This is a genomic window from Streptomyces sp. NPDC051315, assembly GCF_044455165.1.
GTDB lineage: Bacteria > Actinomycetota > Actinomycetes > Streptomycetales > Streptomycetaceae > Streptomyces.
On record NZ_JBITEN010000002.1, the window covers coordinates 114,367 to 140,521 of the forward strand.

General features: G+C 70.4%; 16 protein-coding genes and 2 pseudogenes. 5 read left to right on the plus strand and 13 right to left on the minus strand.

What is annotated here, in order from left to right:
- Nucleotides 1-284: 284 nt before the first annotated feature.
- From ACIBBD_RS03825 to ACIBBD_RS03840, 4 genes are read right to left on the minus strand one after another with little or no spacing between them, the layout of a single operon-like run.
- Nucleotides 285-1,640 (minus strand): GH1 family beta-glucosidase, encoded by a 1,356-nt coding sequence (locus ACIBBD_RS03825; protein ID WP_399417670.1) that lies wholly within the window; start codon nt 1,638-1,640, stop codon nt 285-287.
- 57 nt (nt 1,641-1,697) lie between these two features.
- Entirely contained in the window at nt 1,698-2,537 is an 840-nt protein-coding gene (locus ACIBBD_RS03830; protein WP_399417671.1) for a carbohydrate ABC transporter permease, read from the minus strand.
- 28 nt (nt 2,538-2,565) lie between these two features.
- Entirely contained in the window at nt 2,566-3,561 is a 996-nt protein-coding gene (locus tag ACIBBD_RS03835) for a carbohydrate ABC transporter permease (protein WP_399417672.1), read from the minus strand.
- A 14-nt stretch (nt 3,562-3,575) separates the two neighbouring features.
- Entirely contained in the window at nt 3,576-4,892 is a 1,317-nt protein-coding gene (locus ACIBBD_RS03840) for an extracellular solute-binding protein (protein ID WP_399417673.1), read from the minus strand.
- Between the two features lie 201 nt (nt 4,893-5,093).
- Between ACIBBD_RS03840 and ACIBBD_RS03845 the strand changes: the two genes are divergently transcribed.
- Complete coding sequence (locus tag ACIBBD_RS03845; protein ID WP_399418122.1) at nt 5,094-6,410, plus strand: ROK family protein; 1,317 nt, start codon at nt 5,094-5,096, stop codon at nt 6,408-6,410.
- 6 nt (nt 6,411-6,416) lie between these two features.
- On the opposite strand, the pseudogene ACIBBD_RS03850 reads toward ACIBBD_RS03845, so the two are convergent.
- The 5 genes and pseudogenes from ACIBBD_RS03850 to ACIBBD_RS03870 form a co-directional block, all read right to left on the minus strand.
- Nucleotides 6,417-8,086, minus strand: a pseudogene (locus tag ACIBBD_RS03850) (glycoside hydrolase family 3 C-terminal domain-containing protein); the annotation flags it as partial.
- Nucleotides 8,087-8,198: 112 nt separating this feature from the next.
- On the minus strand, nt 8,199-9,275 hold the full coding sequence (locus tag ACIBBD_RS03855; protein ID WP_399417674.1) for a DUF1996 domain-containing protein: 1,077 nt from the start codon (nt 9,273-9,275) through the stop codon (nt 8,199-8,201).
- 84 nt (nt 9,276-9,359) lie between these two features.
- Entirely contained in the window at nt 9,360-11,531 is a 2,172-nt protein-coding gene (locus ACIBBD_RS03860) for a discoidin domain-containing protein (RefSeq protein WP_399417675.1), read from the minus strand.
- A 266-nt stretch (nt 11,532-11,797) separates the two neighbouring features.
- The gene (locus ACIBBD_RS03865) at nt 11,798-13,993 is read right to left on the minus strand and encodes a discoidin domain-containing protein (protein ID WP_399417676.1); all 2,196 of its coding nucleotides are present in this window, start codon (nt 13,991-13,993) and stop codon (nt 11,798-11,800) included.
- 164 nt (nt 13,994-14,157) lie between these two features.
- Complete coding sequence (locus ACIBBD_RS03870; RefSeq protein ID WP_399417677.1) at nt 14,158-14,676, minus strand: helix-turn-helix domain-containing protein; 519 nt, start codon at nt 14,674-14,676, stop codon at nt 14,158-14,160.
- Between the two features lie 139 nt (nt 14,677-14,815).
- Here ACIBBD_RS03870 and ACIBBD_RS03875 point away from each other — a divergent pair, with 139 nt between their 5' ends.
- Both ACIBBD_RS03875 and ACIBBD_RS03880 read left to right on the plus strand, forming a co-directional pair.
- Entirely contained in the window at nt 14,816-15,307 is a 492-nt protein-coding gene (locus ACIBBD_RS03875; RefSeq protein WP_399417678.1) for a YbaK/EbsC family protein, read from the plus strand.
- A 41-nt stretch (nt 15,308-15,348) separates the two neighbouring features.
- Nucleotides 15,349-16,083: pseudogene (locus ACIBBD_RS03880) on the plus strand (SDR family NAD(P)-dependent oxidoreductase).
- A gap of 94 nt (nt 16,084-16,177) precedes the next feature.
- Here ACIBBD_RS03880 and ACIBBD_RS03885 read toward each other — a convergent pair.
- The gene (locus ACIBBD_RS03885) at nt 16,178-17,935 is read right to left on the minus strand and encodes a ThuA domain-containing protein (protein WP_399417679.1); all 1,758 of its coding nucleotides are present in this window, start codon (nt 17,933-17,935) and stop codon (nt 16,178-16,180) included.
- Between the two features lie 16 nt (nt 17,936-17,951).
- Nucleotides 17,952-20,801: a PQQ-dependent sugar dehydrogenase gene (locus ACIBBD_RS03890; RefSeq protein WP_399417680.1), complete on the minus strand. Its 2,850-nt coding sequence runs from the start codon at nt 20,799-20,801 to the stop codon at nt 17,952-17,954.
- A 543-nt stretch (nt 20,802-21,344) separates the two neighbouring features.
- Here ACIBBD_RS03890 and ACIBBD_RS03895 point away from each other — a divergent pair.
- Nucleotides 21,345-23,069 (plus strand): discoidin domain-containing protein, encoded by a 1,725-nt coding sequence (locus tag ACIBBD_RS03895; protein ID WP_399418123.1) that lies wholly within the window; start codon nt 21,345-21,347, stop codon nt 23,067-23,069.
- 364 nt (nt 23,070-23,433) lie between these two features.
- Here ACIBBD_RS03895 and ACIBBD_RS03900 read toward each other — a convergent pair whose 3' ends face one another.
- Both ACIBBD_RS03900 and ACIBBD_RS03905 read right to left on the minus strand, forming a co-directional pair.
- The gene (locus tag ACIBBD_RS03900) at nt 23,434-23,913 is read right to left on the minus strand and encodes a pyridoxamine 5'-phosphate oxidase family protein (RefSeq protein WP_399417681.1); all 480 of its coding nucleotides are present in this window, start codon (nt 23,911-23,913) and stop codon (nt 23,434-23,436) included.
- 28 nt (nt 23,914-23,941) lie between these two features.
- Complete coding sequence (locus tag ACIBBD_RS03905; protein WP_399418124.1) at nt 23,942-25,402, minus strand: MFS transporter; 1,461 nt, start codon at nt 25,400-25,402, stop codon at nt 23,942-23,944.
- Between the two features lie 140 nt (nt 25,403-25,542).
- Here ACIBBD_RS03905 and ACIBBD_RS03910 point away from each other — a divergent pair, with 140 nt between their 5' ends.
- On the plus strand, nt 25,543-25,995 hold the full coding sequence (locus ACIBBD_RS03910; RefSeq protein ID WP_399417682.1) for a winged helix-turn-helix transcriptional regulator: 453 nt from the start codon (nt 25,543-25,545) through the stop codon (nt 25,993-25,995).
- Nucleotides 25,996-26,155: the final 160 nt, after the last annotated feature.

Consider the following 26,155-nt stretch of genomic DNA (forward strand, 5'->3'; position numbering starts at 1 on the left):
GTACGGCGCCCGGTGACGAGCGAGGCCCTCAGGGCGGACAGTGATGTGCCCACCCGGGAGGGCGGGGTGGAGAGTGTCGCGCTCGTAGGGAGAAGCACAGCGCCGAACCGGCCGCCCGCGGGCCCGGCCAATGCGTGATCGCTCGCTGCGGCCAAGGGCCTCCGGCGGCCCCGAGGTGACGGGCGGCGGGCCGCCGGCCACCCGCTGCCCGTCACCTTCGTGAGGCGCCTGCCGGCGCACGCGTGTCCGTCGGCGGGAGTCTCTGCGGCCCTCCGGGCCGCGGGTCAGTCCTGGACCTGCCGGTGGGCGCGGATGATGTCCGCGTAGCGGCGGCCGCTCGACTTGATGGTGCGTGCCTGTGTCGCGTAGTCGACGTGGACGAGTCCGAAGCGCTTGTCGTAGCCGTAGGCCCACTCGAAGTTGTCGAGCAGGGACCAGGCGTAGTAGCCGGCGAGCGGGGCGCCCTTGCGCACGGCGCGGGCGCAGGCGCTCACGTGCTGTTCCAGGTAGCGGCCCCGCTCGGGGTCGTCGACGGTGCCGTCGGGGCCGACGGTGTCGGGGAAGGCGGAGCCGTTCTCGGTGACGTACAGCCGGCGGACACCGTAGTCGTCGGTCAGCCGCATCAGGAACGACTCCAGACCGTCGGCGTCGATCTGCCAGTCCATGCCGGTGCGGGGCACGTCGGGCAGGCGGATCTCACGGGCGTACGGGACGGGGCCGGCCGGGTCGTCGGCGACGGTGACCGGGAAGTAGTAGTTGAGGCCGTGCCAGTCGAGCGGGACGGCCATCGTCTCCAGGTCGCCCGGGCGCTCCGGCAGTTCGACGCCGTAGAGCTCGCGCATGTCGGCGGGGAAGCCGCGGCCGTAGACCGGGTCGAGCCACCAGCGGTTGGTGTGGCCGTCCATGCGGGTGGCCGCCGCGACGTCCTCCGGCCGGGTGGAGGCGGCGTCCACGGTCGAGTGGTTGGTCACGAGCCCGACCTGGGCTCCCGGCACCGCCGCGCGGATCGCCTGGGTGGCCAGTCCGTGGCCGAGGAGCAGATGGTAGGAGGCCTGCACGGCGGCGGTCAGGTCGGTGAGGCCGGGGGCCATCCTGCCCTCGAGGTGGCCGATCCACCCGGAGCACAACGGTTCGTTCAGGGTTGCCCAGCGGGTGACCCGGTCGCCCAGTCGCCCGGCGACGGCGGAGGTGTAGGCGGCGAGGTGCTCGGCCGTTTCGCGGTTGGTCCAGCCGCCACGGTCCTGGAGGGCCTGCGGGAGATCCCAGTGGTAGAGGGTGATGTTGGGCGTGATGCCCGCGTCGAGGAGGCCGTCGACGAGGCGGTCGTAGAAGTCGAGGCCGGCCGCGTTGACGGGCCCGTCGCCGCCGGGGACGACGCGGGGCCAGGCGATGGACATCCGGTAGGCGTCGGTGCCCAGTTCCTTCATGAGGGCGATGTCCTCGGGCCACCGGTGGTAGTGGTCGCAGGCCTCGTCGCCGTGGTCGTCGTTGTCGATCTTTCCCGGCATGTGGGAGAAGGTGTCCCAGATCGACGGGCCCCGGCCGTCCTCGGTGACGGCACCCTCGATCTGGTAGGCGGATGTGGCCGTACCCCACGCGAAGTCGGGGGGAAAGGCGGCGAGGTCTATCGAATCGGACACTGAGGGTGCCTCTCTGGCGTGATCGAAAGGGGTGAGGTGAGGGAAGGGACGCGGCTGCTACTTGACGGCGCCGGCGGTCAGTCCGGTGACGAGGTAGCGCTGGAGGAGCAGGAAGCCGGCGACCACGGGCAGGCTCACGACCAGGGAGGCGGCCATGATCTGGTTCCAGTAGACGTCGTTCTGGGTGGAGTAGCCCTGGAGCCCGACGGCGAGGGTGCGGGTGGTGTCGTTGGTCATGACGGAGGCGAACAGGACCTCGCCCCACGCGGTCATGAAGGCGTAGACCGCGACCGCCACGATGCCCGGGACCGCGGCGGGCACGATGACTCTGAAGAGGGCGCCGAGCGGCCCGCAGCCGTCCACCTTGGCCGCCTCGTCCAAATCGCGGGGCACCGAGTCGAAGTACCCGATCAGCATCCAGATGGAGAAGGGCAGGGAGAAGGTGAGGTAGGTGAGGATCAGGCCGCCGCGGGACCCGAAGAGGGCGATGCCGGTGGCGTTGCCGATGTTGACGTAGATGAGGAACAGCGGCAGCAGGAAGAGGATGCCGGGGAACATCTGCGTCGAGAGCACCGTGACCGTGAAGACCCGCTTGCCGCAGAAGGAGTAGCGGCTGACCGCGTAGGCCGCGAACACGGCGATGGTGACGGAGCAGACGGTCGCCGCCCCGGCCACGATCAGGGAGTTCACGAAGTAGTCGGCCAGCGGAACGGTTTCCCAGATGTCGAAGTACGGGCGGACGGTGAGGCCCGAGGGGATCCACTGGAACGTGCCGGACACGTCCTGGAGCGGCTTGAGCGAGCTGGAGACCATGACGTACACCGGCAGCAGTACGAACCCGGCGAGGAGCGTCAGGAAGATCCGCCGGCTCCACAGGAAGGATTGCGGGGCGGCCATCGGGGAGCGAACCTGACGCCGGGACTGACTAGGCATCGGTGGCCTTCCTTCCTCGGGAGGTGAGCAGGAGGTAGGCGCCTGTCACCACGAGCAGGAACAGCAGCAGAAGGACCGACATGGCGGAGCCGGTGCCGAAGTTCCAGGTCTGGAACGAGGACTGGTAGATGTGCAGGGAGATGAGGTCCGCGGACTCCGGTGCCGCCTCGCCGAAGAGGACGAAGGGGGTGTTGAAGTCGTTGAAGGTCCACAGGAACAGCACCAGGACGAGCACCTGGTTGACCGGGCGCAACGACGGCAGGGTGATGCGGCGGATCTGCTGCCAGATCCCGGCTCCGTCGAGGGCCGCGGCTTCGTAGACCTCCCGGGGGATGTTCTGCAGTCCGGCCATGATGATCAGGAAGGCGAAGGGCCAGCCCTTCCATACGGAGACGACGAGCAGTGCGACGAAGCTGTTGTCGCCGATCAACCAGAACGGCGGGCTGCCGGTGAGGCCCAGTTGGTCGTGCAGGACGTGGTTGATCAGTCCGTTGTCGCGCTGGAACATGAACGCCCAGGTGATGACGGCGGCGTAGACGGGCAGCGCGTACGGGACGAGGAAGAGCGTGCGCAGGAAGCCACGGCCGCGGAAGCTCTCCTGCATGAAGATGGCGGCGGCCGCCCCGAGCAGCCAGCACAGCCCGACCGAGAACAGGGTGAACAGGCAGGTGGTGACGAAGGACTTCAGCAGTGCCTCGCCGACGGGGGCGCTGAAGTCGACCGCGAGGGAGTAGTTGTCGAACCCGGCCCAGGGAGCGGTGCTCCAGTCCCGGATGTAGAACTGGGTGAGCTCCCTGAAGCTGACGACGACGCCGATCACCATCGGCACCAGGTGGACCAGGAGTTCGAGCAGGAGCGCGGGGAGCAGCAGGAGGTACGGCAGGCCGATGCGACGCAGCCGCCCGGAGCGGCGCCTGCGCGGCGCTCCGGGGGAGTTCCCACGAGCCTTCCGCTCGCCTGTGCCAGGGGAAGCGGTGAGGGTGGTCATGGAGGTGTCCGTACTCACTTCTTGGGCATCTGCTGCTGGGCCTTCTCGAGCTTGGCCCGCACCGACTCGGTGGTCACCGGCCGCCCTGCGGCGGCGTCGGCGAAGAGCTCCTTGACGGCGGTGCCGACGACGGTCTCGAACTGGGACTCCTCGGGGACCTGAGGGAGCGCCGTGGCGCTGGTCGCCAGGGTCTCGCGCAGGACGGCGAGTGCCGGGGTGTTGAAGGCCGGATCCTGTTGGGCGGTCTTGACCGGCGGGATGGAGCCGTAGGCCTTGTTGAGGACGACCTGCTCTTCGTCACTGGTCATGAACTTGACGAACTTCTTGGCGCCGTCGATGTTCTTGGTGTTCTTGAGGACGGCCAGGTTGATGCCGGCGACCATGGAGTTGGTGGCAGTGCCCGGGCCGGGCTTGCCGGACTGCACCGGGGCGGGAGCCACTCCCCACTCGTCCTCCTTCATGCCCTGGGACTTGAAGGTGGCCGACGCGGTCTGCCACAGCACCATGCCGGTCTTGTCCCTGGCGAAGTCGCTCAGGGACTGGTTCTGGGCGTACTCGGCGTTGCCCGGGGCGACGATCTTGTGCTGGGCCATCAGGTCGACGTACTGCTTGACCGCGGCGACCGCGCCGTCGGAGGTGAAGTCCGGCTCGCCGTCGGGGGTGAAGAAGTCGGCGTCGTGCTGTTTGCCGAGGACGAACACCTGGTGGATGTTGTTGGACAGGTTGGAGCCCTCGGCGCCGATGCCGTTCTTGCCCTTGGCGGTGAGCTTCTTGCCGGCGGCGACCAGCTCGTCCCAGGTGGCCGGCGGCTCGGCTATCCCGGCCTCGGCGAACAGCTTCTTGTTGTAGTAGAGCGCGTAGGCCATGGAGTACAGCGGTACGGCGGTGGGGTCCTGGCCCTGGACGCCGGTGGAGCCGAGGGCGGACTCGACGAAGCGGTCCTTGCCGCCGATCGCCTCGAAGTTCTTCGCGTCCCAGGGCAGCAGGGCGCCGGTGGCCTGGAGCGAGGCGCTCCACGTGTTGCCGATGTTGAGGACGTCGGGGCCCTGGCCGGAGGTGGTGGCGGTGAGGATCCGGTTCAGCAGGTCGGACCAGGGCACGACCTCCAGCTTCACCTTGATGCCGGTCTGCTTCTCGAACTTGTCGAGCTCCGGCTGGAGGACCTTCTTGTCGACCTCGAGGTTGGCCCCCTGGTTCGAAGCCCAGTAGGTGAGCGTCTTCGGCTGCTCGTTGGAGCCCTCCGAGCCGGAAGAGCCCCCGCCGCAGGCGGCCGCGGTGAGAACGAGTGACAGGGTGACGACGCCGACGGCTGCGGCTCTGATTCTGCGCATGACTCCAGGGGCCCTTCCGGGGGAGGTGGACGGACTTCGCCTGCGGGGAGGGTGCACACGATGGACGTCCCGCGTTCGAGCCCTGCAGCACCCCGCCGCTTAATTTACGGTGTGAGTTAAACCTCAAGTGAAGGTCGCGTCAAGGCTTGGGTCCCATGTAAGTTGCGTGCAGGACATCGGAGACGAGGGGGCAGGGTGAAGATGCGCAGCGGCCGTACGGTGCGTGACCTGCGGCGCGAGAATCGCACGGCGGTCTTGCAACGTCTGTATTTCGACGGGCCTCTGAGTCGTTTCTCGCTCGGTCCGGTCACCGGGCTGAGCTCGGGCTCGGTGAGCAACGTGGTGTCCGAGCTGGTCGCCGAGGGCCTGGTCGAGGAGGCCGGCAGCGTGGACTCGGCCGGCGGCCGCCCCCGTACGCTCCTGCGCATCAGCGCACACAGCGGCTACATGATCGGCGTGGACGTCGGTGAGACGCGGGTGCGGATCGAGCTCTTCGACCTGGCGCTCACCGAACTCGCCCGGGTGGAGCGGCCGTTGGCGACCGAGAGTCTGCGGCGTGTGGACCGCTACGACGTCGGGGTCGTGGTCGGTCACCTCCGCGAAGGCATCCCCGAGGTCCTGAGCCAGGCCGGTATCCCGGCGGAGCGGCTGCTGGGTGTCGGTATCGGCGTGCCGGGCATCGTCGCCGGGAGCGCGGAGGACGGCGCCGTGGTGCACGGCCAGACCATCGGCTGGGACGCCGTCCCGCTGGAGCGGCTGCTGCGCGAGTCCCGGCTGCTGCCCGAGACCGTGCCGTACTACATCGACAACGGCGCCAAGACGCTCGGCCAGGCGGAGATGTGGTTCGGCGCCGGGCGAGGCGCCCAGAACGCGGTGGTGGTCCTCTTCGGCTCCGGTGTGGGCGCCTGCGTCGTCGCCGACGACATGCGGGCCGGCATGGCCCTGGAGTGGGGACATCTGACCGTACGGGTACGGGGCCGGCACTGCCGCTGCGGCGCGAGGGGCTGCCTGGAGGCGTACGCCGGCGCCGAAGCGCTCCTTCAACGGTGGGCGGAGGCGGGCGGTCGGCCACCGGCCGGCGCGGACGAGGAGACCGCGCTGACCGCGATGCTCGCTGCCGCGTACCCCGCCCCCGACGCCGAGGGAACGACCGCGCCGGCCGACGCGACAGCTCTGGCCGTCCTGGAGGAGACCGCCGAGTACCTCGGTGCCGGATTCTCCGACCTGATCAACCTGTTCCAGCCCGAACGCATTCTCGTGGGCGGCTGGGCGGGCCTCCAGCTCGGTCGGCGCTTCCTCGACACGGTGCGTACGTACACCGCGTCGTACTCGCTGAAGTACCCGGCGGCGCGCGTCCAGATCGACCTGGGCACCCTCGGACCGGACGCCGTCACCGTCGGAGCCGCGATCCTGCCACTCGCCGACTTCTTCGCCCGCGGTGGCCGCCGCACCGAGGCGGACCCGGAGCAGCAGAGCCCCGTGTGGCAGACCAGTTTGCGAGAGCGGGCGGCACAGTGAGGGGCCTCAGCCGGTGAGCGCCGGAGGCTCGACCGTCACCTCCCCTTCCCACCGCGGGTCCCCCGCCGACCTGCCCACCATGAGCCGGTACGGCCCGGGCTCCGTGGACCAGGCGCCTGCCTCCTGCGACCAGTGACGCAGGGCGCGGGCCACCACCTCCACCTCGGCGGACACCGTCCGGCCCGCCTCCGCCCGGACCGCCGCGTAGCCGGCGAACCAGCGTACGGGCCGCTCCGGCGGCCGACCCCGGCCGGGCCGCGTAGACCTGGACGACCTCCCGCCCGGCGCGGGTCCCCGTGTTGCGAAGGCGTACCCGCACGGTGAACGCGTCGCCCGTCGTGACCCTTGTCGGCGCGTCGACGGCTTCGTACTCCCAGGTGGTGTACCCGAGTCCGTGGCCGAACCAGAAGGCCGGTGCCCGGCCGGCCCGCAGCCAGGCCCGATGGCCGGTGAAGGCCCTCGGCGTAGTCGAGACGGCCCCCCGCGGGTCGCGTACGCGTCACGGGCGTGTCCGCGAGAGACGAGCCCCAGGTCGTGGGGAGCCGCCCGCCGGGCTCCTCCAGCCCGAACAGTACGTCGGCGAGCCCCGTGCCCGCCTCCTGTCCCGGGAACCACGCCAGCAGCACCGCGCCCACGTCCTGCCGCCACGGCAGCTCGACCGGACCGCCGCTTATGACGACGACGACCGTGCGCGGATTGGCCGCGGCCACCGCTCGCACGAGGTCGTCCTGCTGGCCGCCGAGGGACAGATCACTGAGGTCGTATCCCTCCGTCTCGTCGTGCTCGGTGGTACCGACGACCACGATCGCGACGTCCGCCTCCCGGGCCGCCTCCGCCGCGGCCGCCGTCATGCTCTGCGCATCGGCCTCCGGCGGCGCCGCGGTGACCACGGTGGCCCGCCCGCAGCCGGGGACCAGCTCGCGCCGCGCCACCACGTGCACCGGCCGCTTCGAGGTCAGCGTCGCCCGTGCCCCCTGGACCGGCGGATTGACGTGGACGACCGCCGGGTCGTCCGTCTCGCGGGGGAACACGCCGTCCAGGATCGTGAGTCCGTCGACGGTGAGCGTCATCCGGCCGAATCCTGCGACGCCGAACGTCCACTCCCCCGTCCGCCGCGGCCGCAGCAGGGCGCTGATCTCCACCGTGTGGGCCCCCGGAGGCAGATCCGGTTCGAGCTGACGGCCGGAGAAGCGATGCTCCGCGCGCAGTTCCCGCCCCGACTCGTCCAGGACGCGCAGCAGCACGCCGGGGGCGCCGGACCTCGGGTCGCTGCACCGGTCGGTGTCGAGCGGGACCGATGCGAGGCTTGGGGGCGGCGGACCGGGGACATGCACCACCCGGGCGCGGCCGCGCAGCCGGGCCCGGATCCCGGCCAGCGGGGACACCACGTCGGAGGGAAAGACGCCGGCGCTGCCGCCGCCCTGCGTGCGGGGGGAGGCGGCATGCGCGCCGATGACCGCGACGGTGGAGAGCTCCGCCGGATCCAGCGGGAGCACCCCTCGGTTGCTGAGCAGGACGGAACCGGCCGCGGCCGCCCGACGCAGCAGCGCCCTGGTCTCCTGCGAGCGCCGCACCGGCACGCGGTGCGGGCGGTGCGGTGTGAAGGCGCCCACCCGGCCGGCGAGCCGGAGCAGTCGCCGCACCTTGGCGTCGACGGCCTCCTCCGGAACCCGTCCGCCTGTCCCACAGTTGCTCGGTCATGGCCCCTGCCGGTGGCCGCCGGGCAGGGCGGAGGGCCCGGCCGTCCCCGCGTGGGCGGGAACGTCCGGGCCCGGGCCCTACGGTCGGTCAGGGCAGTCGGTAGTCCGCGTTCAGGACCGCGCCCCGCTCCGGGTGGTACAGGTCGTAGCCGCGCGCGTCACACTGGAAGCCGCCCACGATGCAGTGGTCGACCAGCGCCTTGAGGGTGCGCTCCTCCCACGCGTTGAAGAAGTCGTAGTGGAAGGAGTAGCCGCGCCCTCCGGCCAGGCGGACCCGGCTCATGTCGCCGTTGACCGGGAAGGCCATCTTGAACTCGATCATCGGCACGGCGACCGGGTGGGAGGCCGGGCACATGTTGTCGTTGGTGCCGGGCTTGACGACCGGGTAGGCCATGTGGCTCTTGTGGTCGGGGGTGTCGAGGTACTTGCCGTCCCAGCAGCTGGGGGCCTGCATGCGGATGTTGAGCTGTACGTCGGGCCGGCTCGGGCAGTTCGCCGGGATGTCGACGTTGAAGAAGCTGTCGCCGCATTCCCAGCCCTCGACGAAGCCGCGGTGGCGGCGGAACTCGTCGGCGCTCTGCATCGGATCACCCACGACGAACCGCAGCCCCTTGGGGAACGGCCGCACGCTGGTGTAGTCGGTGACACCGGCCTTGTAGTAGATGACCTGCGGGCCCACCGGGAGGATCTTCTTGTCCCCGTTGTACAGGGACGGCATCCAGTACGCGGAGCCGTCGGCGGGTGCGAGACACCTGGTGTCGCCGCCGTACAGCGAGTCGGTGGTGCTGTGCGCGTCGGTCGAGGTGTTGCCCATGAAGGTGTGGTCGTGGGACCTGCCCGGCTGTCCCGGGTACACGATCGGGTCGTCCGGCGCGGTGTGCGTGACGGAGCAGTTGGCCTGGAACTCCTTGTGGTAGCGCGGCGGCGGAGTGTGCGTGGACGGTGTGACGCCGGTGACCTGAGGGACGGCCGGTATGTGACCGTCCCCGTCGGGGTCGTCGCCGGACGCCTGGGTCGACACGGCCGTCGCGTGCCCGGTGGGGCCGCCGGCCGGGGCGGGACTTCCCGGATCGGCCGCGGTGGCGACCGTGCCGAGACCGAGGACCGATGCGACGAGAGCGCTGCCGAGAAGGAGCGCGGGGAGTTGTTTCGAACGCCATCTCATGGAGGGCCTCCAGCCCATGGGTGGGGGATGGTGACCCGGCAGGGGGCTGAGCGCTGCCCCCTGCCGGGGGCCTGGCGTGGTGCGTCAGCTGTAGACGCCGAACTCGCGGAGCGAGCAGCCCCAGCCCGTCCCCCTGGCCGTCAGGTGGAGACGGACGTGCCGTGCGGTCGCCGCGACGTCGATGGTGTCGATGTCACCGTTGCCGGTCGTCGTGGAGTGGACCGTGCGCCAGGTGCCTGCGTCGTCGGACACCTGGACCTCGTAGGACTTCGCGTAGGCCGGGTCCCACACCAGCTGGAGCTTGCGGATCGCGGTGGGGGCGCCGAGGTCGACGCGGATCCACTGCGGGTCGCTCCAGTCGCTCGCCCAGCGGGTGTCGGCCCTGCCGTCCGTGGCCTTGGCCGGCTCGCAGGGACAGTCGCCGTACGACGCCTGGAAGGAGGAGGTGGTGGTCGGCTTGTTCAGCGCCACGTCGGTACCGGTGACCGGCGGGGCGACGACCTTGACCGACTTGGTCTCGATGCCGGCGTTCCCGCGTCCGTCCTCGGCCTGGAGGTACACCTTCCAGACACCCAGCTTCTCGGGTGCGGTGACGGCGAAGGTGCCGTCGCCGGTGGCGCGCCAGCGGGCCTCGACGAGTCGCTTGTCGCCGCTCGCGTAGTTGCCGCTGAGCAAGACCTTGTACGTGATCGGGTCGCCGTCGGGATCGCGGACGTCGGCGCGCACGCTGAACTCGCCGCCCGCGGAGGCCGCGGTGGCGGGGCTGACGGCCATGTTCGTGATGACGGGGGGCGTGTTGTCGCCGCCGGCCGCCCCGGTGTAGGCCCTCTTGACGGCGTGGTACGACAGCCTCTTCAGACCGTCGGGCACGAGGTTGAACCAGACTCCGCCGAAGTCGTGCTCGATGCCGTAGTGGAAGAGGGTGGCGCCCAGCGCGACGCCCCGGTGGCCGGTGACGCAGTTCCACGCCTGGGTGTATCCGTCCGCCTTCTGCGCGTCGGTCGGCTCGTCGGGGACGCCGTTGGCGTCGTCGGGCACCTCCCACTCACCGGCGGGCCCGCCCTCGGTGATGATGTAGGGCTTGGTGTAGCCGCCCGCCTCCCAGTCCTGCTGCACATCGCAGATGTCGCCGTAGCTGTTCATCGCGTACAGGTCGAGGTCGGGTGCGTTGCGCTTGTAGTACGGCCAGGCGCCGGTCCAGGCGTCGGTCGAGGTGACCGGGTGGTCCGGGTCGATCGAGTGGATCTTCTTGGCGACGTCGTTGACGAAAGAGGTGTAGGCGTTGCGCTGGGCCTCGAGTTCGGTGCCGCTGTAACAGTTCTGCAGACCGAGCACCGATTCGTTGCCGACGTTCCACATCAGCGTGGCCGGGTGCGACTTGTAGGTCTCCACCCACTTCGCGAACTCGGTCAGCATGGTGTTCCTGTACGTCGAGTCGGTCACGTAGTTCACGCAGCCGCCGCTGCCCGGGCCGCCGCCCGGCTGGAGCCAGAAGCCGTTGATCACGCGGATGCCGTTGGCCGCCGCCGAGTCCAGCAGCGGCTTGGTGCCGCCGTCGGTGCCCCAGGTGCGGATCGTGTTGACGCCCATCGACTTCACGTCCGGCATGTACCGGGGTGCGTCGGCGATGGCCGGGCCCCAGGTCAGTCCCTTGACGGTGTACGGCTGGCCGCCGACGGTGAGCTGCCAGTTCCCCTGGGAGCCCGTCACCCGGACCGCGCCCGTGGGGGGCGGCGGAGTGTCGTCCGTGTTCCCGTAGACCTGGAACTCCCAGAGGGAGTAGCCGTAGCCCCCGGAGCGTTCCGTCCCCAGCATCCGCACGTAGCGGCCGGAGCCCGTCAGGGCGAGGTCGTCCGTGCCGCCGTCGCCGCCGGTCACGGTCCTCAGCGTCCGCCAGTCGGTGCCGTTGTCGGACGCCTGGATCTGGTAGCTCCGGCCGTACGCGGCTTCCCACGTCAGGACGGCGCGACCGAGGTTCGCGCGGCGGCCGAGATCGACCTGGAGCCACTGCGGGTCGCTCCACTGGCTGGACCAGCGGGTGCCGGTGAGATTGCCGTCGACGGCCGCCGACGCGGCGTAGGCGTCACCCTCGTGCGACGAGGAGGTGGCGGGTCTGCCCTGCGACAGCAGGGTGTCGGCCGCCTGGGCGGGCGGGGCGGCGAGGGTGAGGGATGACGCCACCAGCGCGCCGAGAGCCGGCACGGAGAGGCCGGCGCGGCGGCGGGTCGGGACGGGTGGGGAGGGGAGGCTGGACACATCTGCTCCTGGCAGGTCGGGGTGCCGGGTGGGGAGCGCTCACCAGGGGGATCCCCGGTCCCCGTTCGCCGCGTGGCGGCGGCGTGCCGCCCGGTGGGAAACGGCACGGTCGCATGGGGGGCGTTACGGGGGTGCGGCCCCGGGCGCCGGTTCAGGCACCGGGCCATGAGGCCCCTCCGGGCCGGGGCGCGGGGGTGTCACCCGGACCGGAGGGGAGTCGGTGCCGGCCCACTTGCCGGATCGGCCGGCGGCCGGCGGACGCTGTGTCAGGGGAAGGACACGAGGGTGGACGGCACGGTCGAGGTTCCCGCGGGGACCGTGGACGCTCCGGTGTCGTTGATGACGTGGTTGTAGTGGCCCATGCCGCCGAGGGACACCACCAGCAGGCTGTGGAACTTCACGCCCGGCTTGACCGGGGTCTTGAAGCCGTGGTGCTGGCGGATCGACGGGTCCACGTTGTAGTTGCAGTAGCTGCCCAGGCCCCACGCCTCATGGGTGTCGACGGAGTCGTCGACCCGGTAGGCGGCGTAGCCCTGGGTGGAGCCGTTCTGGATGGCCGCCTGGTTGGGCGCGTCGTACGCCTTCTCGTTCTGGTAGAAGATCGTGCGGCCGCGCTCGCCGTACCACTCGACGTCGTACTTGTTGAAGTGCTCGACGAACAGGCCGGTGGCCAGGACGTCGTCACCGTTGACGCGGACGCCGTAGTCGGCGCGGTTGGTCTCCCAGCCGACGCCCTCGCCGTGGTCGGCGCGCCACACCCAGGTGTGGTCGATGATCGTGTCATCGCTGTTGACGACCACGCTGGTGGTCGCCTTGCCCGCGCCCGCGCCGCCGATCCGGATGTAGACGTCCTGGACGGTGGTGGGGTTGGCCGCGTGGTCGGCGGAGGCTCCCTGCCGGCCGACCTCCAGCAGCGTCGGGGAGTTGACGGGGCCGGCGTCGATGAGGAACCCGGCCAGCCGCACGCCGTCGACATCGGCGACCTTCATCGCGGTCACCCCGTTGTCGGGGATGATCGTGGCCAGGCCGAGGCCCAGGACGATGGTGTTCGCCCGGTCGACGTTGATGGTCTGGTCGACGTGGTAGACGCCGGGCGTGAACAGCAGGTGCAGGCCCTGGGCGAGTGCCTGGTTGATGGTTGCGGCGGTGGCGCCGGGCTTGACGACGTAGAACCGGCTCAGGGGGATCGACTCGCCCTGCGGGGTGCCGCTCGCCCAGGTGGTGCCGCGGGCGTCGGTGCGCTTGGCGGGCGCGAAGACCTTGTACTCGTTGCCGTCCAGGTAGAGGAAGGGCTTCTCGCGGGAGACGGGGGTGGTGTTCAGGGTCGTGTAGCGGGGCTCGGGGAAGCTGTTCGCCGGGGCACCCTCGACACCGGAGAAGACCTGGTTCCACACGGAGTTGGACCAGCCGCCGATGGCACTGTCCCGGGTGTACCACTGCTGCTGCGAGTAGTTGCCGACCTGACCGTCGATCTTCGAGTCGGCGATGTAGCCGCCGCTGGCCCAGCCGTAGCCGTTCGGCGCGAGGTTCAGCCCACCCTTGACGTGCATACGACGGAACGACGCGGCCTGGGAGACCGCCCATCGGTTGGTCCCGTTCACCGGGTTCAGCGCCAGGTTCTCGGCCGCCCGCCAGAAGTTCTGCGTGGCGTTGCCGTTGAACCAGCCCGCGTCGACCGTCACGTCACCGTTGATGGTCGTGTCGTCGGGCTTCAGGCCGAGGCCCGCGATCTGGGTGTAGAAACCGATCTGCGCGTTGAGGTTGTTGTACGTGCCCGGCTTGAACAGGAACGCGTGTCGGCCGCTGCCGAACTGCGCCGACTCCTGCTGGCGGAACACCTCGTCCAGCTTGGCCTGGATACCCGGCGTCGACGGGTCGAAGACGTGCACGTTCGGGCCGAGGTCTCCTCCGCCGGGCAGCTGCGGACCTCCGGTGCCGCTCTCGCCGTACACCTTGAACTCCCAGAGCGAGTAGCCGTACTGGGTGCCGCGGGCAGTGCCGTACATCCGTATGTAACGGGCGTCGCCCGCCACGGCGATGGTGTCCGTGCCGCCGTCGCCGGTGGCGGTCTGGTAGGCCGTCGACCAGTCGGAGCCGTTGGTGGAGAGCTCGATGCGGTACCCCTTGCCGTACGCCGCCTCCCAGTCCAGGACGACCTGGCTCACCCTGGTGGTCGCGCCGAGATCGACGCGGATCCACTGCGGGTCGGAGTGGGCACTGGACCAGCGGGTGCCGGCGTTGCCGTCGACGGCGTCGGCGGCCGGGGTGCCGCCGTGCTCCTGGCTGGAGGCGGTGACCGGCTTGCCCTGGGAGAGCAGTACGGACGCGGCCTCGGCCTCCTGGGCGGGCGCGAAGGTGAGGAGGGTGGCGGCGAGAGCGGTGACCACCGCGCCGACGACACCTCGGCGCACGGATCTGCGGGGTGGTGGGGGCGCGGCTGACGGTATGCCAACTACGGGCATGTGGGGGCTCCTTGGAAACGAGAACGACACGAGAGAGCGCTCTCCGGAACCTTGCCTGTAACGAGACAGGGCGGTCAAGGATCTGTCATCACTTATCTTTCATCTTTCATTAAGTGGCGGCTGACCGCCGTCCAGCGGTCGGCCACACCCCTGCCGATGGCGCATCACTGCGGGTGGCGCACGACCAGCAGGGCTTCGACGTCCCCTTCGGGCGCCTGGTACAGGTGCGGGACGTCAGCGGCCCAACTGCCGTGCATACCCGGGCCGATCAGGGCAGGGTCGGTGAGTCCACCGACGCGCGCGGTGCCGGTGAGGACGATGATGTGCTCCGTCGTGCCGGGGGAATGCGCGGCGGACTCCTGCGCCGTTCCGGAGCGGATGCGCACCCGGTAGGTCTCCGTGACGGAGGTGTCCACCTCGAAGCGCTCCATGAGGACGGCGTCGACGGCGTGACCGGAGATTCTGGCCGGAGACGCGAGGTCGTGCAGGGCGGTGCTCAGAGGCACCTTGAGCGCTGTTGTCAGAGCGTAGAGCGTTTCCAGAGTGGGGTTGCGTCGACCGCTCTCCAGTTCGGAGAGCGTCCCCTTGCCGATCTTGGACCTGCGTGCCAGTTCGGACAGCGACATCCCCCGCGCCTCGCGCAACTCCCGCAAACGCAAGCCGACACTGGCGGCCAGATCCATGGTGTGCCCTTCTCTTCTCCGAAGGCCGGTCGAGCCGGTTGATTGGGTTGATCCGAGCCTCCGAGGGATCTATCGTTCCACATACAGAACGTTCCATATACGGAACGCACGGTGGTGCGGCGCTCTACGAAGGAGTTACATGGCACCCCAGGACGGCACGTCCTTACCCGTTCGCAGCATGGAGGTGGCCCGCATCCTCGCCGAGGCCGGCATCGGGGGCCGGGTGCGCGCGCTGACGGAGTCGACGCGTACCGCCGCCGAGGCCGCCGAGGCCCTGGGGTGCGATGTGGGCGCCATCGCCAACAGCCTCGTGTTCATCTCCGACGATGAGCCCGTACTGGTTCTGACCAGCGGCCGGCACAAGGTGGACACCACGGCACTGGCTGCCCGGTGGGGACGTGGCAAGCTCCGGCGCGCCACCCCGGAACAGGTACGCCAGGCCACCGGGCAGGCGATCGGGGGCGTGGCTCCCGTCGGCCACCTCCGGGCGCTTCCTACCGTGGTCGACGTGGCCCTGACCGATTACCCCCGGCTCTGGGCTGCCGCCGGGACTCCCCGCACGGTCTTCCCCACCACCGCCGATGAACTCCTCCGCCTCACGGGCGGACTCCTGCTCCCCGTCGGGCCGTGACCGCAGACTCCGTCGGCCCCGGGACCGATCTGACCGGGCAGGTGGCTCTGGTCACCGGGGGCTCGACCGGTCTCGGCCGGGCGATCGCGCTGGGTCTGGCGTCCGCCGGAGCCGCGGTGGTGGTGGCCGGGCGACGGCTGGAGGCGTGCACGCGGACAGCAGCGGACATAGCCGCCCGGACCGGCGGTATCGCTGCGGGTGTGTCCTGCGACGTGACCGACGAGGATGCGGTCCACTATCTCGCCCAGGACATCGTCAACCGGTACGGCCGCCTGGACGTGCTCGTCACCAGCGCCGGAATCTAGGCCCGAGGCGCCCTCGGCGCGCTCGACGCCACCACGCTGCGGCGCTGCCTGGACGTCAACGTCGTCGGAACCTTCCTCCCCTGCCAGGCTGTGGTGCCCGTGATGCGGCAGGCCGGGTACGGCCGCATCGTCACCCTGGCCAGCGCTCTGGGACTGGTCGGTGCCGCGGGCCGGGCGGGTTACGCAGCCAGCAAGGGCGCGGTGGTCCAACTCACCCGCAGCCTCGGCGCCGAACTCGCGGGCACCGGCATCTGTGTCAACGCGCTGGCTCCCGGTCCCTTTCGCACACCGCTGAACGACGGCGTGGAAGAGGACCCTCATGTCCGGGACTTCCTCGACCACCAAGTCCCCATGGGCCGCTGGGCCGAGCCCGACGAACTCGTGGGCGCCGCACTCTTGCTGGCCAGCCCAGCGGCGTCCTACCTCACGGGCGCGGTACTGCCGGTCGACGGTGGCTGGACCGCCCACTGACAGCCACCTGCTGTGCCGGTGTGCCGGGTGCCGCCGCCCCAGAGCGGCGGCACCCGGTCCTGCTCCCCTCGGCCGGCCCGCGTCGGCGCGTCCGTCAGGGCAGGGTCCATTTCTGGTTGGGTCCGGTGTGGCAGGTCCACAGATGGACCGGGGTTCCGTCGTTCCAGGTGCCGCCGGACGCGTCCAGGCACTTGCCGGACTGCGGATTGCGGACCGTGCCGTCGGGCTGCGGCGCCCACTTCTGCGCGCCGGTACCGTTGCACGTCCACAACTGGATCCGCGTACCGTCCGCGCTGCCTCCGCCCGACACGTCCAGGCACTTGCCCAGCGCCCTCAGCGTGCCGTCACCAAAGACCGTCCACGTCTGCGCGCCGCTGCCGCTGCAGGTCCACATCTGCACCTTCGTGCCGTCGGCCGTCTGAGAGCCGTCGACATCCAGGCACTTGCCGTTGACCCCCTTGACCTCACCGGAGCGGGGGCCGGGCACCTGGCCTCCGCCCTGCTTGATGCGGATGTCGCGGAAGGACACGTCGTCGCCGTCGCCGTGGTTCTGGATGCCGATGTGGCCCTGGCGCAGGCTCCGCGCCGGGTCGGTGTTGGTGAAGTCGTTGATCTTACGGCCGTTGAGGAAGATCTCCAGCCGTTCGCCGGTGACGCGGAGTTCGTAGGTGTTCCACTCCCCCGGTGGATTGAGCACGGCGTCGCGGGTGGCGATGTCGGCGGACCGGAAGCCGTAGACGGCGCCGGTGGTGCGCTCGGGTGAGTCGGTCGCGTCGATCTGGATCTCGTAACCGTTGTCGACCGCGGACCAGGGGTCGTCGGAGGCGGGGAAGCCGATGAAGACCCCGGAGTTGTCGTCCCCGGCCGCCTTCCAGTCGAGTTTGAGGGAGTAGTCGCCGGTGAACTCCTTGGCGGAGTACCAGAGCATGCCCAGCCCGCCCACGGAGGTGAGGGTGCCGTCCGCGAGGGTGAAGTTCCCCGGACCGGCCTGTTTCCAGCCGGTGGTGGACGAGCCGTCGAACAGGGCCGTGTAGCCGGTCTCGGGGCGGCAGTCGGCGTCGGTCGTCCCGGCGGCCCAGCGGATGCCGCCGAGGAGGTGCCGGCGGAAGGCGGGCTCGGTGTACGACTCGTCGGTGTGGCCGCCGCCGGTGTAGAAGGCCCGGCCGCCCTGGTAGTCCTTGCACCAGGCGATCGGGTGGTCGCCGGACATGTTCCCGCCCGAGTAGCTGGACTCGTCGAGTGAGGCCAGGACGTGGGCGGTGGTGCGCGGGTTGGTGCGGTAGTTGTACCACTCGTCGGTGCGCTGCCAGGTGCTGCCCAGGTGGGCGGTGGCGTCGTGCGCCCGGTCCTCCACGTTGACGGCGGCGGCCTGGATGACGGGGTGCGAGTGGAAGAGGGCCCCGGCGAGCCCTTCGTAGAAGGGCCAGTCGTACTCGGTGTCGGCGGCGGCGTGGATGCCGACGTATCCGCCGCCGCCCTGGATGTACTGCTCGAAGGCGGTCTGCTGGGCGGCGTCCAGCACGTCACCCGTCGTCGACAGGAAGACGACCGCCTTGTACTGGGCGAGGTTGCCGGTCGTGAAGGCCCGGGCGTCCTCGGTGGCGTCGACGGTGAAGTTGTTCGCCGTGCCCAGGTCGCGCAGGGCGGTGATGCCGTCGTCGATCGAGGAGTGGCGGAAACCGGCAGTCTTGGAGAAGACGAGGATCTTGTACGCCGGGTCGGCCGCCGCCCTCGCTTCCGCGGGGGCGGACTGGCTCACCGCCGCGGGTGCGGGCAGGGCCGCGGCCTGCGGGGCCAGGCAGAGCGCGGCGCCGGCGAACAGGCCGAGGGCCGCTTTCAGGTACGTGCGCATGACGGTCGCCTCCTTTCTACGGCAGGGTCCATTTCTGGTTGGGTCCGGTGTGGCAGGTCCACAGGTGGACCGGGGTTCCGTCGTTCCAGGTGCCGCCGGACGCGTCCAGGCACTTGGCGGACTGCGGGTTGCGGACGGTGCCGTCGGACTGCGCCGCCCACTTCTGCGCGCCCGTGCCGTTGCACGTCCACAACTGGATCTTCGTACCGTCGGCGCTGCCTCCGTCGGAGACGTCCAGGCACTTGCCCAGCGCCCGCAGCGTGCCGTCGCCCGAGACCGTCCACGTCTGGGCACCGGACCCGTTGCACGTCCACAGCTGCACCTTCGCACCGTCGGCGGTGTCGGCGCCGTCCACGTCCAGACACTTGGCGTTGACCCCCTTCACCGCACCTGAGCGCGTGCCGCCCCCGGAGACGGTGAAGGAGAACTCGTCCACGTCGAACAGCGAGCCACTGCCGCCCTTGAAGACGAGGTACAGCGACGTCGCCCCGGCCGGTTGGTCGCCGAGTGCGGCCGTCACGTCCTGGAAGGTCTCCCAGCCGCCGGTCACCGGCACGGTCGCCGTGCCGAGCAGGGTGCCGGCCGGGGATCCGGCGCGTACCTCGATGGTGCCGCCGGCGCCCGCGGAGGAGACCCGGGCGGTGAAGCGCGTCGCGTTGTCGAGGGCGTACGGCGTGAAGGAGATCCAGTCGCCGTTCTCGATGTGGCCGACGGTCTTCCCGCCGTGCGCGGGGCCGTGGGCGACGACCTGGACGCCGGCCGAGGTGCCGTAGTGCTCGGCCTGCCGGTGGGTGGGCTGGGTGATGTGCTGGTCGTGCGCGGTCAGCGCGGGCTGGCCGTTCGCGCCCTTGTCGGTGTACTCGGCGTCGATGACGCCGAAGATGTTGGCGTTGGGGTCGTGCTCGCCGTCCGCCAGGGTCCGGAGCGTGCCGGTGCAGCCGGTGGCCGAGGTCTGCGGGTGGCCGTGGCTGTCATGTCCGACGATGAAGGTGACCTTCACCTTGGAGCAGTCGATCGTGCCGTCCTCGGGGTCGGTGACCGTCACCTGGAAGGGGATCGCGGCGCCGAAGTCGTGGATCCGTCCGTCCACGGGCAGGTCGAGTTTCACCGTGGGGGCGGTGTTGCCGACCGTGATCCGCACCGAGGCCGTCGCGGATCTGCCGGTACTGTCCGTGACCTTGAGGGTGGCCGTGTACTGGCCGTCGGCGGTGTAGGTGTGGGAGGGGTTGGCGGCGGCGGAGGTCGCGCCGTCGCCGAAGGTCCAGGCGTGGCTGATGGCGTCGCCGTCCGGGTCGGAGCTGCCGGCCGAGGAGAACGAGACGGTCAGGGGCGCTTTGCCGGAGGTGACGTTCGCCTTGGCCTGCGCGATCGGGGCGCGGCCGCCGGTGACGTGCTCGATGCGGTACAGGGCGGAGTTCTCGTCGCCGCTGAAGTAGCCGGTGCCGTAGTCGAGGACGTACAGGGCGCCGTCCGGGCCGAAGGCCATGTCCATCACCTGGGTGCCGGACCAGGGGAAGGGGTTGACGGACTGCACGGTGCCGTCGGCGCCGGACTCGATGCGTTTGATCCAGCGGCGGCCGAACTCGCCGGCGAAGTAGTCGCCGTCGTACTCCTGCGGGAACTTCACCTCGGAGGTGGAGGCGGCGTCGTAGCGGTAGACCGGGCCGCCCATCGGGGACTCCGAGCCACCGCCGAACTCCGGTACCGATGCCCCGTCGTAGGGAATCCAGGCCGACTGGGCGGGAGGCAGATCGGTCAGGCCGGTGTTGTGCGGTGAGTTGTTCTTCGGGGCCGCGCAGTTGAACGTGGCTCCCGAGGCGCCGGTGGCGAAGTTGTGGTCGACGTAGGCGTCGTTGTGGCCGGTGCAGTACGGCCATCCGTAGTTGCCCGCCTTGGTGACGCGGTTGAACTCCACCTGCCCGGCGGGCCCGCGCGAGGGGCTGGCGGTGCCGGCGTCGGGGCCGTAGTCGCCGAGGTGGACGACTCCCGTGGCCTTGTCGACGCTCATCCGGAAGGGGTTGCGGAAGCCCATCGCGTAGATCTCGGGGCGGGTCTTCGCGGTACCGGGCGGGAAGAGGTTGCCGCTCGGGATGGAATACGACCCGTCGGCGTTGACCTTGATGCGCAGCACCTTGCCGCGCAGGTCGTTGGTGTTGCCCGAGGAACGCTGCGCGTCGTAGGCCGGGTTGCGGGAGGCGCGCTCGTCGATCGGGGTGAAGCCGTCCGAGGCGAACGGGTTGGTGTCGTCGCCGGTGGACAGATACAGGTTCCCGGCCGCGTCGAAGTCGATGTCGCCGCCGACGTGGCAGCACAGGCCGCGGGAGGCGGGCACGTCGAGGATCTTCCTCTCGCCGGCCAGGTCCAGCGTGCCGTCGGTCCTCAGGACGAACCGGGACAGCCGGTTGACCCCGTCGAAGGGAGCGAAGTCTGCGGCGGTGCCGTCGGCCGGGGCGTCACCGTCCGGCGTGCTCAGCTTGGGCGCGTAGTAGAGGTAGACGTACCGGTTGGACGAGAAGCCGGGATCCACGGCGATGCCTTGCAGGCCCTCCTCGTCGTGGCTGTAGACGTCCAGTTTGCCCGCGACGCTGGTGGCCCCCGCCGCGTTCGTCAGCCGGACGGTGCCGTCCCGCGAGGTGTGCAGGACCGACCGGTCCGGCAGCACCGCCAGCGTCATGGGCTCCCCCGTCTCGGCCACGCCCTTGGCGAGCGTGACCTGCTGGAACTCCTCGGCCGCGGCCGGTTCCGCGGCTTCGTGGTCCAGGCCCTGGTGGTGGGCGGAGGCCGGGGACATGGGCAGCAGACAGCCGACGGCGCAGGCCGCGGCGGTCAGTAGGTCACGGACACGACTGTGTCTGAGCGGTTTCATGCGCACAGAGGTCTCCCATGAGTGGGGTGGGATGACGACAGCCTCTTCGGACTGCCACGAGGTGCACAGGCGCGCGCCGTCGCGCCGTCGACCGGTTGCGCTCCAAGACCCGGCCAGTGCAAGGAAGTTAGCGGTCTTTGTCGAACTGCGTAACCCGCTTCGCACAAGATCGCGGCACTTTTTCCACCCGGGGGACAAAGTGGCGACCGGGCGCGTCCCACCGCCTGGCCCACGTCCCCACAGGACACGGCCCGGGCCGCGATGCGGCCGAAGGAGACCACCGGGAGCGATGGGACAGATCCGCGTCACGGCACACACGCGGAGCGGATCCGCGCGGCGGCGGCTGTCAGCGGGCCGGCTTGGAGATCAACGGACCGAAAGGTGCGCGGTGCCGCGAGTTGATGACCCATCAGGTGCGAATCAGATGTTTTCTCAAGGTGAACGTAAACCCTTGACACCTCTCCCCGGCAGCAGCAGGCTCCCCCTCCAGAGAGCGCTCCCTCTCGCCCCACCCCGTCGCTTCGAGGAGCCGCCGTGAGTCCGATGCGCCGCCGTCTGGGCCTGCTCATAGCCCTCGCGGTCACCCTGCTGTCGCTCGCCGGCATACCGGGCCCCCCGCCCGCCCACGCCGCCGACCCTCCGCTCTCCCAGGGCAGACCGGTGACGGTCTCGTCCACGGAGAACCCGTTCGCCGGCGCCAACGCCGTGGACGGCGATCCCGGCACGCGCTGGTCCAGCGCCTTCGCCGACCCTCAGTGGATCCAGGTCGACCTGGGTGGTACCGCCAGGATCAGCGAGGTCGCCCTGAACTGGGAAGCCGCCTACGCCAAGGCGTTCCAGGTCCAGGTGTCCGCCGACGCCCGCACCTGGTCCACGGTCCACGAGACGGCCACGGGCACCGGCGGAACTCAGCGGCTGACCGTCTCGGGAACCGGCCGGTACGTCCGCGTGTACGGCACCCAGCGGGCCACCCCGTACGGCTACTCCCTGTGGGAGTTCCAGGTGTACGGCGCCAAGGACACCGGCGGCGACCCGGATCCCGCCCCCGGCGGGAGGCTCCTGTCCTACGGCAGGGCCGGCGCGGCGTCCAGCTCGCAGGACGACGGTCACTGCCGGGAGTGCGCCCCGGCCCGCGCCTTCGACCGCGACCCCGCCACCCGCTGGGCGACCAGCCCCACGAACGGCTGGACCGATCCCGGCTGGATCTCCGTCGACCTGGGCGCGACGGCGCAGATCAGCAAGGTGGTGCTGCAGTGGGACCCGGCCTACGCCAAGGCGTTCCAGATCCAGGTCTCACCCGACAACACGAACTGGACCCCGGTCTACTCGACCACGGCCGGCACCGGGTTCAGGCAGACCCTGGCCGTGTCCGGCACCGGCCGGTACGTCCGCGTGTACGGCACCCAGCGGGCCACCCCGTACGGCTACTCCCTGTGGGAGTTCCAGGTGTACGGCACCGGCGGAGACCCGATCACCCCGCCTCCGCTGCCGTCCGACCCCGCCGACCCGCCCCGCATCGTCTGGCAGGACGAGTTCGACTCCCCGGCGGGTACCAAACCCGACCCGGCCAAATGGTCCGCGGACCCCGGCACCGGCCCCAACAACGAGCTGGAGTACTACACCCACCACGACAACGTGAGCATGGACGGCGCGGGTCACCTCGTCATAGAGGCACGCAAGCAGGCCACCCCCGGCACCTCGTGCCCGACCGACCCGCTCACCGGGAGCGGCACCTGCCAGTACACCTCCGCCCGGATCAACACCGGCAACAGGTTCGAGTTCACGTACGGCCGGGTCGAAGCGCGGATCAAGGTGCCCAAGGGCAACGGCCTGTGGCCCGCCTTCTGGATGATGGGCGCCGACTTCCTCGACGGCCGTCCGTGGCCGTACAACGGCGAGATCGACATCATGGAGATCCTCGGCAAGGACGTGAGGACCTCGTACTCGACCGTCCACGCGCCGGCGTACAACGGCGGCGGGGGGATCGGAGCCCCCTACAAGCTTCCGGGGGACGTCGACTACTCGGACGACTTCCACGTGTGGGCCGCCCACTGGGACAGCAAGGGCATCGTCTACAGCCTCGACGGCCGGACCGTCCTCACGCTCGACAAGGCCCAGATCGAGCAGACTCGCGGTCCGTGGGTCTTCGACCACCCCTTCTACCTGATCCTCAACCTCGCCGTCGGCGGCGACTGGCCCGGACCGCCCGACGCCTCGACCCCGTTCCCGGCGAAGATGCTGGTGGACTACGTGCGGGTCTACCAGTGACACGTCATGGGTGACCGTCACCGGAGGAACCTCGGCGGCCGTCACCGGCCGACCCTGAACCACGTGGCCGGGATCACCGATCCCGGCCACTCCGTGTCTGCCTCGAGAGCCGCGTGCGTCGGCGGGCCCCAGCCGGGTTGTCGTCATCGAAGAGGGCGCAGGCACACCTCGCACCGCCACGTCTGCCCTGCCGCACCTGACCCCACGTACGTGCCGAGCCCACCTGTGAGACGGCTCCGACGGCTGACGGCCAGCACGCGTCGCCGCGGCGGTCGTCACGAGCCGACAGCTGTGGGCTGACGCGGCCTGCGACGGAAGGGTGCTGCCAGGCGCTCTGCTCGCAGTCCCCTCGCCACGGCCACCATCACGGCGGCGTCCAGATCCGGCTGCGCAGATCCCTTCCGCGCAGCACCTGCACCCGCCACGGCTCGATGCGCAACACGTGGTATTCCGGGTCCGTCGGTCCGCTGCGCCAGTAGCCGCGGGGGTCGTAGCCGACCCCGGACGGGCTGCCCTTGCGGTAGAGCTCCCACGCGTGGCGTTTGGCCGGCTCGTCCTCGACCCACCTGGAGACGCTGTCGATGAACACGGCGTTCTGCCGTGGATTCCAGTAGGAGTAGCTGGTGTGCGGATTGTTCGCCAGGTGCGCCGACTTCACCGGCGTCTTGTAGGTGGCGAGCCAGCCGACGGGGCGGCCGTCGACCACCTCCCAGACGGGGAGGAGTATGCGCGCCCGGGGGCGGCCCTTCTTGTCGACGGTGATCATGGTCGCGTATGCGATGTCGCTGATGTACTGGAAGAACTCGCTCTCCACCTCGGAGAAGGAGCGCGCTTTCAGCGCCATGGCGCCACCTCCGTCCCTGCGGGGACCATCACGCTGCCCCTGCCGTCTTGGCGCTTTCGGCGGCGGCCCGCGGGGCGTCGCCATCCGTCGTACGGGGGTGACCGCGGAGGCCGAACGCGCTGATGAGCGCGGCGAGGGCGGTCGCGACGAGCGGGACGAGCAGGGCGGCGTGGTAGCCGCCGAGCAGGGCCTTGGGGGATCCGCCGTCGGCGGTGGCCGCGACGTTGACGGCGGTGACGGTGGACAGGCCGAGGGCGGCGCCGAACTGGAAGGAGGTGTAGAGGAGGCCTCCCGCGAGCCCCTGCTCCCCCTCGTCGACGCCCTCGGTGGCGACGATGGTGAGCGGGCCGTAGGCGAGGGAGAACGCCAGGCCGAGGGTGATGAAGCTGGGGAACATCGCCGCATACGTCCAGTCGTCGCCGACCGGCAGGAACAGGGCGTACGACAGCACAGCCAGCACCAGGCCGGCGAAGACGACCCGGGCGTTGCCGAAGCGGTTGACGAGTTTGGGGGTGAGGGTGGGTGAGAGCGCGGCGTCGATGCCGATCACCAGGAGCGCGAGGCTGGTCTGGACCGTGGACCAGCCGCGCAGCTCCCGCAGATACAGCACGGCGATGAACTGGAAGCCGAAGAAGCCGCCGGAGAACAGCAGCGCGGCGAGGTTGGCGCGCACCAGGGAGCCGCTGCGGAAGATCCCCAGCCGCACGAGCGGGGCGGCCGCCCGGCGTTCGGTCAGTACGAAGACGGTCAGGAGCGCGAAGCTCGCGGCGAGGGTGCCCAGCGTCTGGCTCACAGCGGTGTGGGCGGCGCGTTCGACGGTCAGGACGAGGAGCACGATCGCGCCGGTCACGGTGAGCGCCCCGAGCAGATCGACACGCTGCCCGGCGTGGTCGGGCCGCTCGGACTGGGGGATGAGTGCGAGGGCGGCGACCAGGATGAGGAACGCCAGGACCACGGGGGCGAAGAACACCCAGCGCCAGTCGGCCGAGGTCAGCAGCCCTCCGACGACCAGGCCGACGGAGAACCCTCCGGCCGCGGTGCCGGCGTAGACCAGGAGGGCCCTGTCACGCTGCGGCCCCTCCGGAAAGCCGGTCGTGATGATGGACAGCCCGGCCGGAGTCATGAACGCGGCGGCGACCCCCGTCACAAAGCGGGCGACGATGAGCGTCGGTCCATCGTCGGCGAAGCCGCCCAGGCCGGAGAAGAGCAGGAAGACGGTGAGCCAGAACAGGAACATCCGTCGGCGGCCGAAGAGGTCCGCCGCTCTTCCGCCCAGCAGCATGAACCCGCCGTAACCCACGACGTACGCGCTCATCACCCACTGCAGCTCACCGGTGGACAGCCCCAGGTCGGCACGGATCGACGGCAGGGCCACATTGAGCATCGCCACATCGATGCCTTCCAGGAAGATCGCTCCGCACAGGACGAAGAGCACTCCCCGGGCGCGCCCGTTCAGGCGGGCGACGCCGGGCTCCGGCGGTGGTGACATGGACGACGTGGACACAGGACGGCTCCTTCGAGCAAAAGGGAAGGGGAGAGAAGAGAGAACGAAGACGTCGCAGGCGGTTACCGAACCGTCTGTCAGTTCCCTCTTGTTACCGCCTCGATCCTGGTGCACCCTGAACGACCATGGAAGAAGGCACTTCGAAGTCACCGAGTCACTGCACGGGAACCGATGACGACCAAGCCCGCCAGTGGGACACCCGAGAGGGCTGCGAGGTCCGTCAGATCCTCGACCGCGTGGCCGACAAGTGGTCGCTGCTCGTCATCGCCCTGCTCGACCGCCGCATCCTGCGCTTCACCGAACTGCGGCGCGAGATCGACGGAATCAGCCAGCGCATGCTGACGGTGACACTGCGCCAGCTGGAGCGCGACGGGCTGGTGCACCGCACGGTGCACCCGGTCGTCCCGCCGCGCGTGGACTACCGGCTCACCCCGATGGGCGCGACGCTGCACGACACCATCCGAGCGCTGGTCACCTGGACCGAGGACCACCAGGACGAGATCGCCGCCGCGCGCGCCGAGTACGACCAGCGCGAGGCCGAGACGCGGAGCGCGCAGATGGCGACGGACGGGGTCTGAGCCGGGCCCGCCGGCCCTCGCAGCCGCCCGTCGTCGCCGTACGGTCAGCCCTCGACGCCGCACCGCCATCCTCCGCCGACATGCTTGGGGCAGCCGGGATGCGGCCGCGAAGTGCAGCAGGCGCCGACGGCTTCCCGGTCGGCATCCCGCAGCCCGTGGG

What these genes read in the sequence shown, in the direction of transcription:
- ACIBBD_RS03830 (WP_399417671.1), bottom strand. Translation starts at nt 2,537, where the DNA reads ATGGCCGCCCCGCAATCCTTCCTGTGGAGCCGGCGGATCTTCCTGACG.
- ACIBBD_RS03835 (WP_399417672.1), bottom strand. Translation starts at nt 3,561, where the DNA reads ATGACCACCCTCACCGCTTCCCCTGGCACAGGCGAGCGGAAGGCTCGT.
- ACIBBD_RS03840 (WP_399417673.1), bottom strand. Translation starts at nt 4,892, where the DNA reads ATGCGCAGAATCAGAGCCGCAGCCGTCGGCGTCGTCACCCTGTCACTC.
- ACIBBD_RS03845 (WP_399418122.1), top strand. Translation starts at nt 5,094, where the DNA reads ATGCGCAGCGGCCGTACGGTGCGTGACCTGCGGCGCGAGAATCGCACG.
- ACIBBD_RS03855 (WP_399417674.1), bottom strand. Translation starts at nt 9,275, where the DNA reads ATGAGATGGCGTTCGAAACAACTCCCCGCGCTCCTTCTCGGCAGCGCT.
- ACIBBD_RS03865 (WP_399417676.1), bottom strand. Translation starts at nt 13,993, where the DNA reads ATGCCCGTAGTTGGCATACCGTCAGCCGCGCCCCCACCACCCCGCAGA.
- ACIBBD_RS03870 (WP_399417677.1), bottom strand. Translation starts at nt 14,676, where the DNA reads ATGGATCTGGCCGCCAGTGTCGGCTTGCGTTTGCGGGAGTTGCGCGAG.
- ACIBBD_RS03875 (WP_399417678.1), top strand. Translation starts at nt 14,816, where the DNA reads ATGGCACCCCAGGACGGCACGTCCTTACCCGTTCGCAGCATGGAGGTG.
- ACIBBD_RS03885 (WP_399417679.1), bottom strand. Translation starts at nt 17,935, where the DNA reads ATGCGCACGTACCTGAAAGCGGCCCTCGGCCTGTTCGCCGGCGCCGCG.
- ACIBBD_RS03890 (WP_399417680.1), bottom strand. Translation starts at nt 20,801, where the DNA reads ATGAAACCGCTCAGACACAGTCGTGTCCGTGACCTACTGACCGCCGCG.
- ACIBBD_RS03895 (WP_399418123.1), top strand. Translation starts at nt 21,345, where the DNA reads ATGCGCCGCCGTCTGGGCCTGCTCATAGCCCTCGCGGTCACCCTGCTG.
- ACIBBD_RS03900 (WP_399417681.1), bottom strand. Translation starts at nt 23,913, where the DNA reads ATGGCGCTGAAAGCGCGCTCCTTCTCCGAGGTGGAGAGCGAGTTCTTC.
- ACIBBD_RS03905 (WP_399418124.1), bottom strand. Translation starts at nt 25,402, where the DNA reads ATGTCACCACCGCCGGAGCCCGGCGTCGCCCGCCTGAACGGGCGCGCC.
- ACIBBD_RS03910 (WP_399417682.1), top strand. Translation starts at nt 25,543, where the DNA reads ATGGAAGAAGGCACTTCGAAGTCACCGAGTCACTGCACGGGAACCGAT.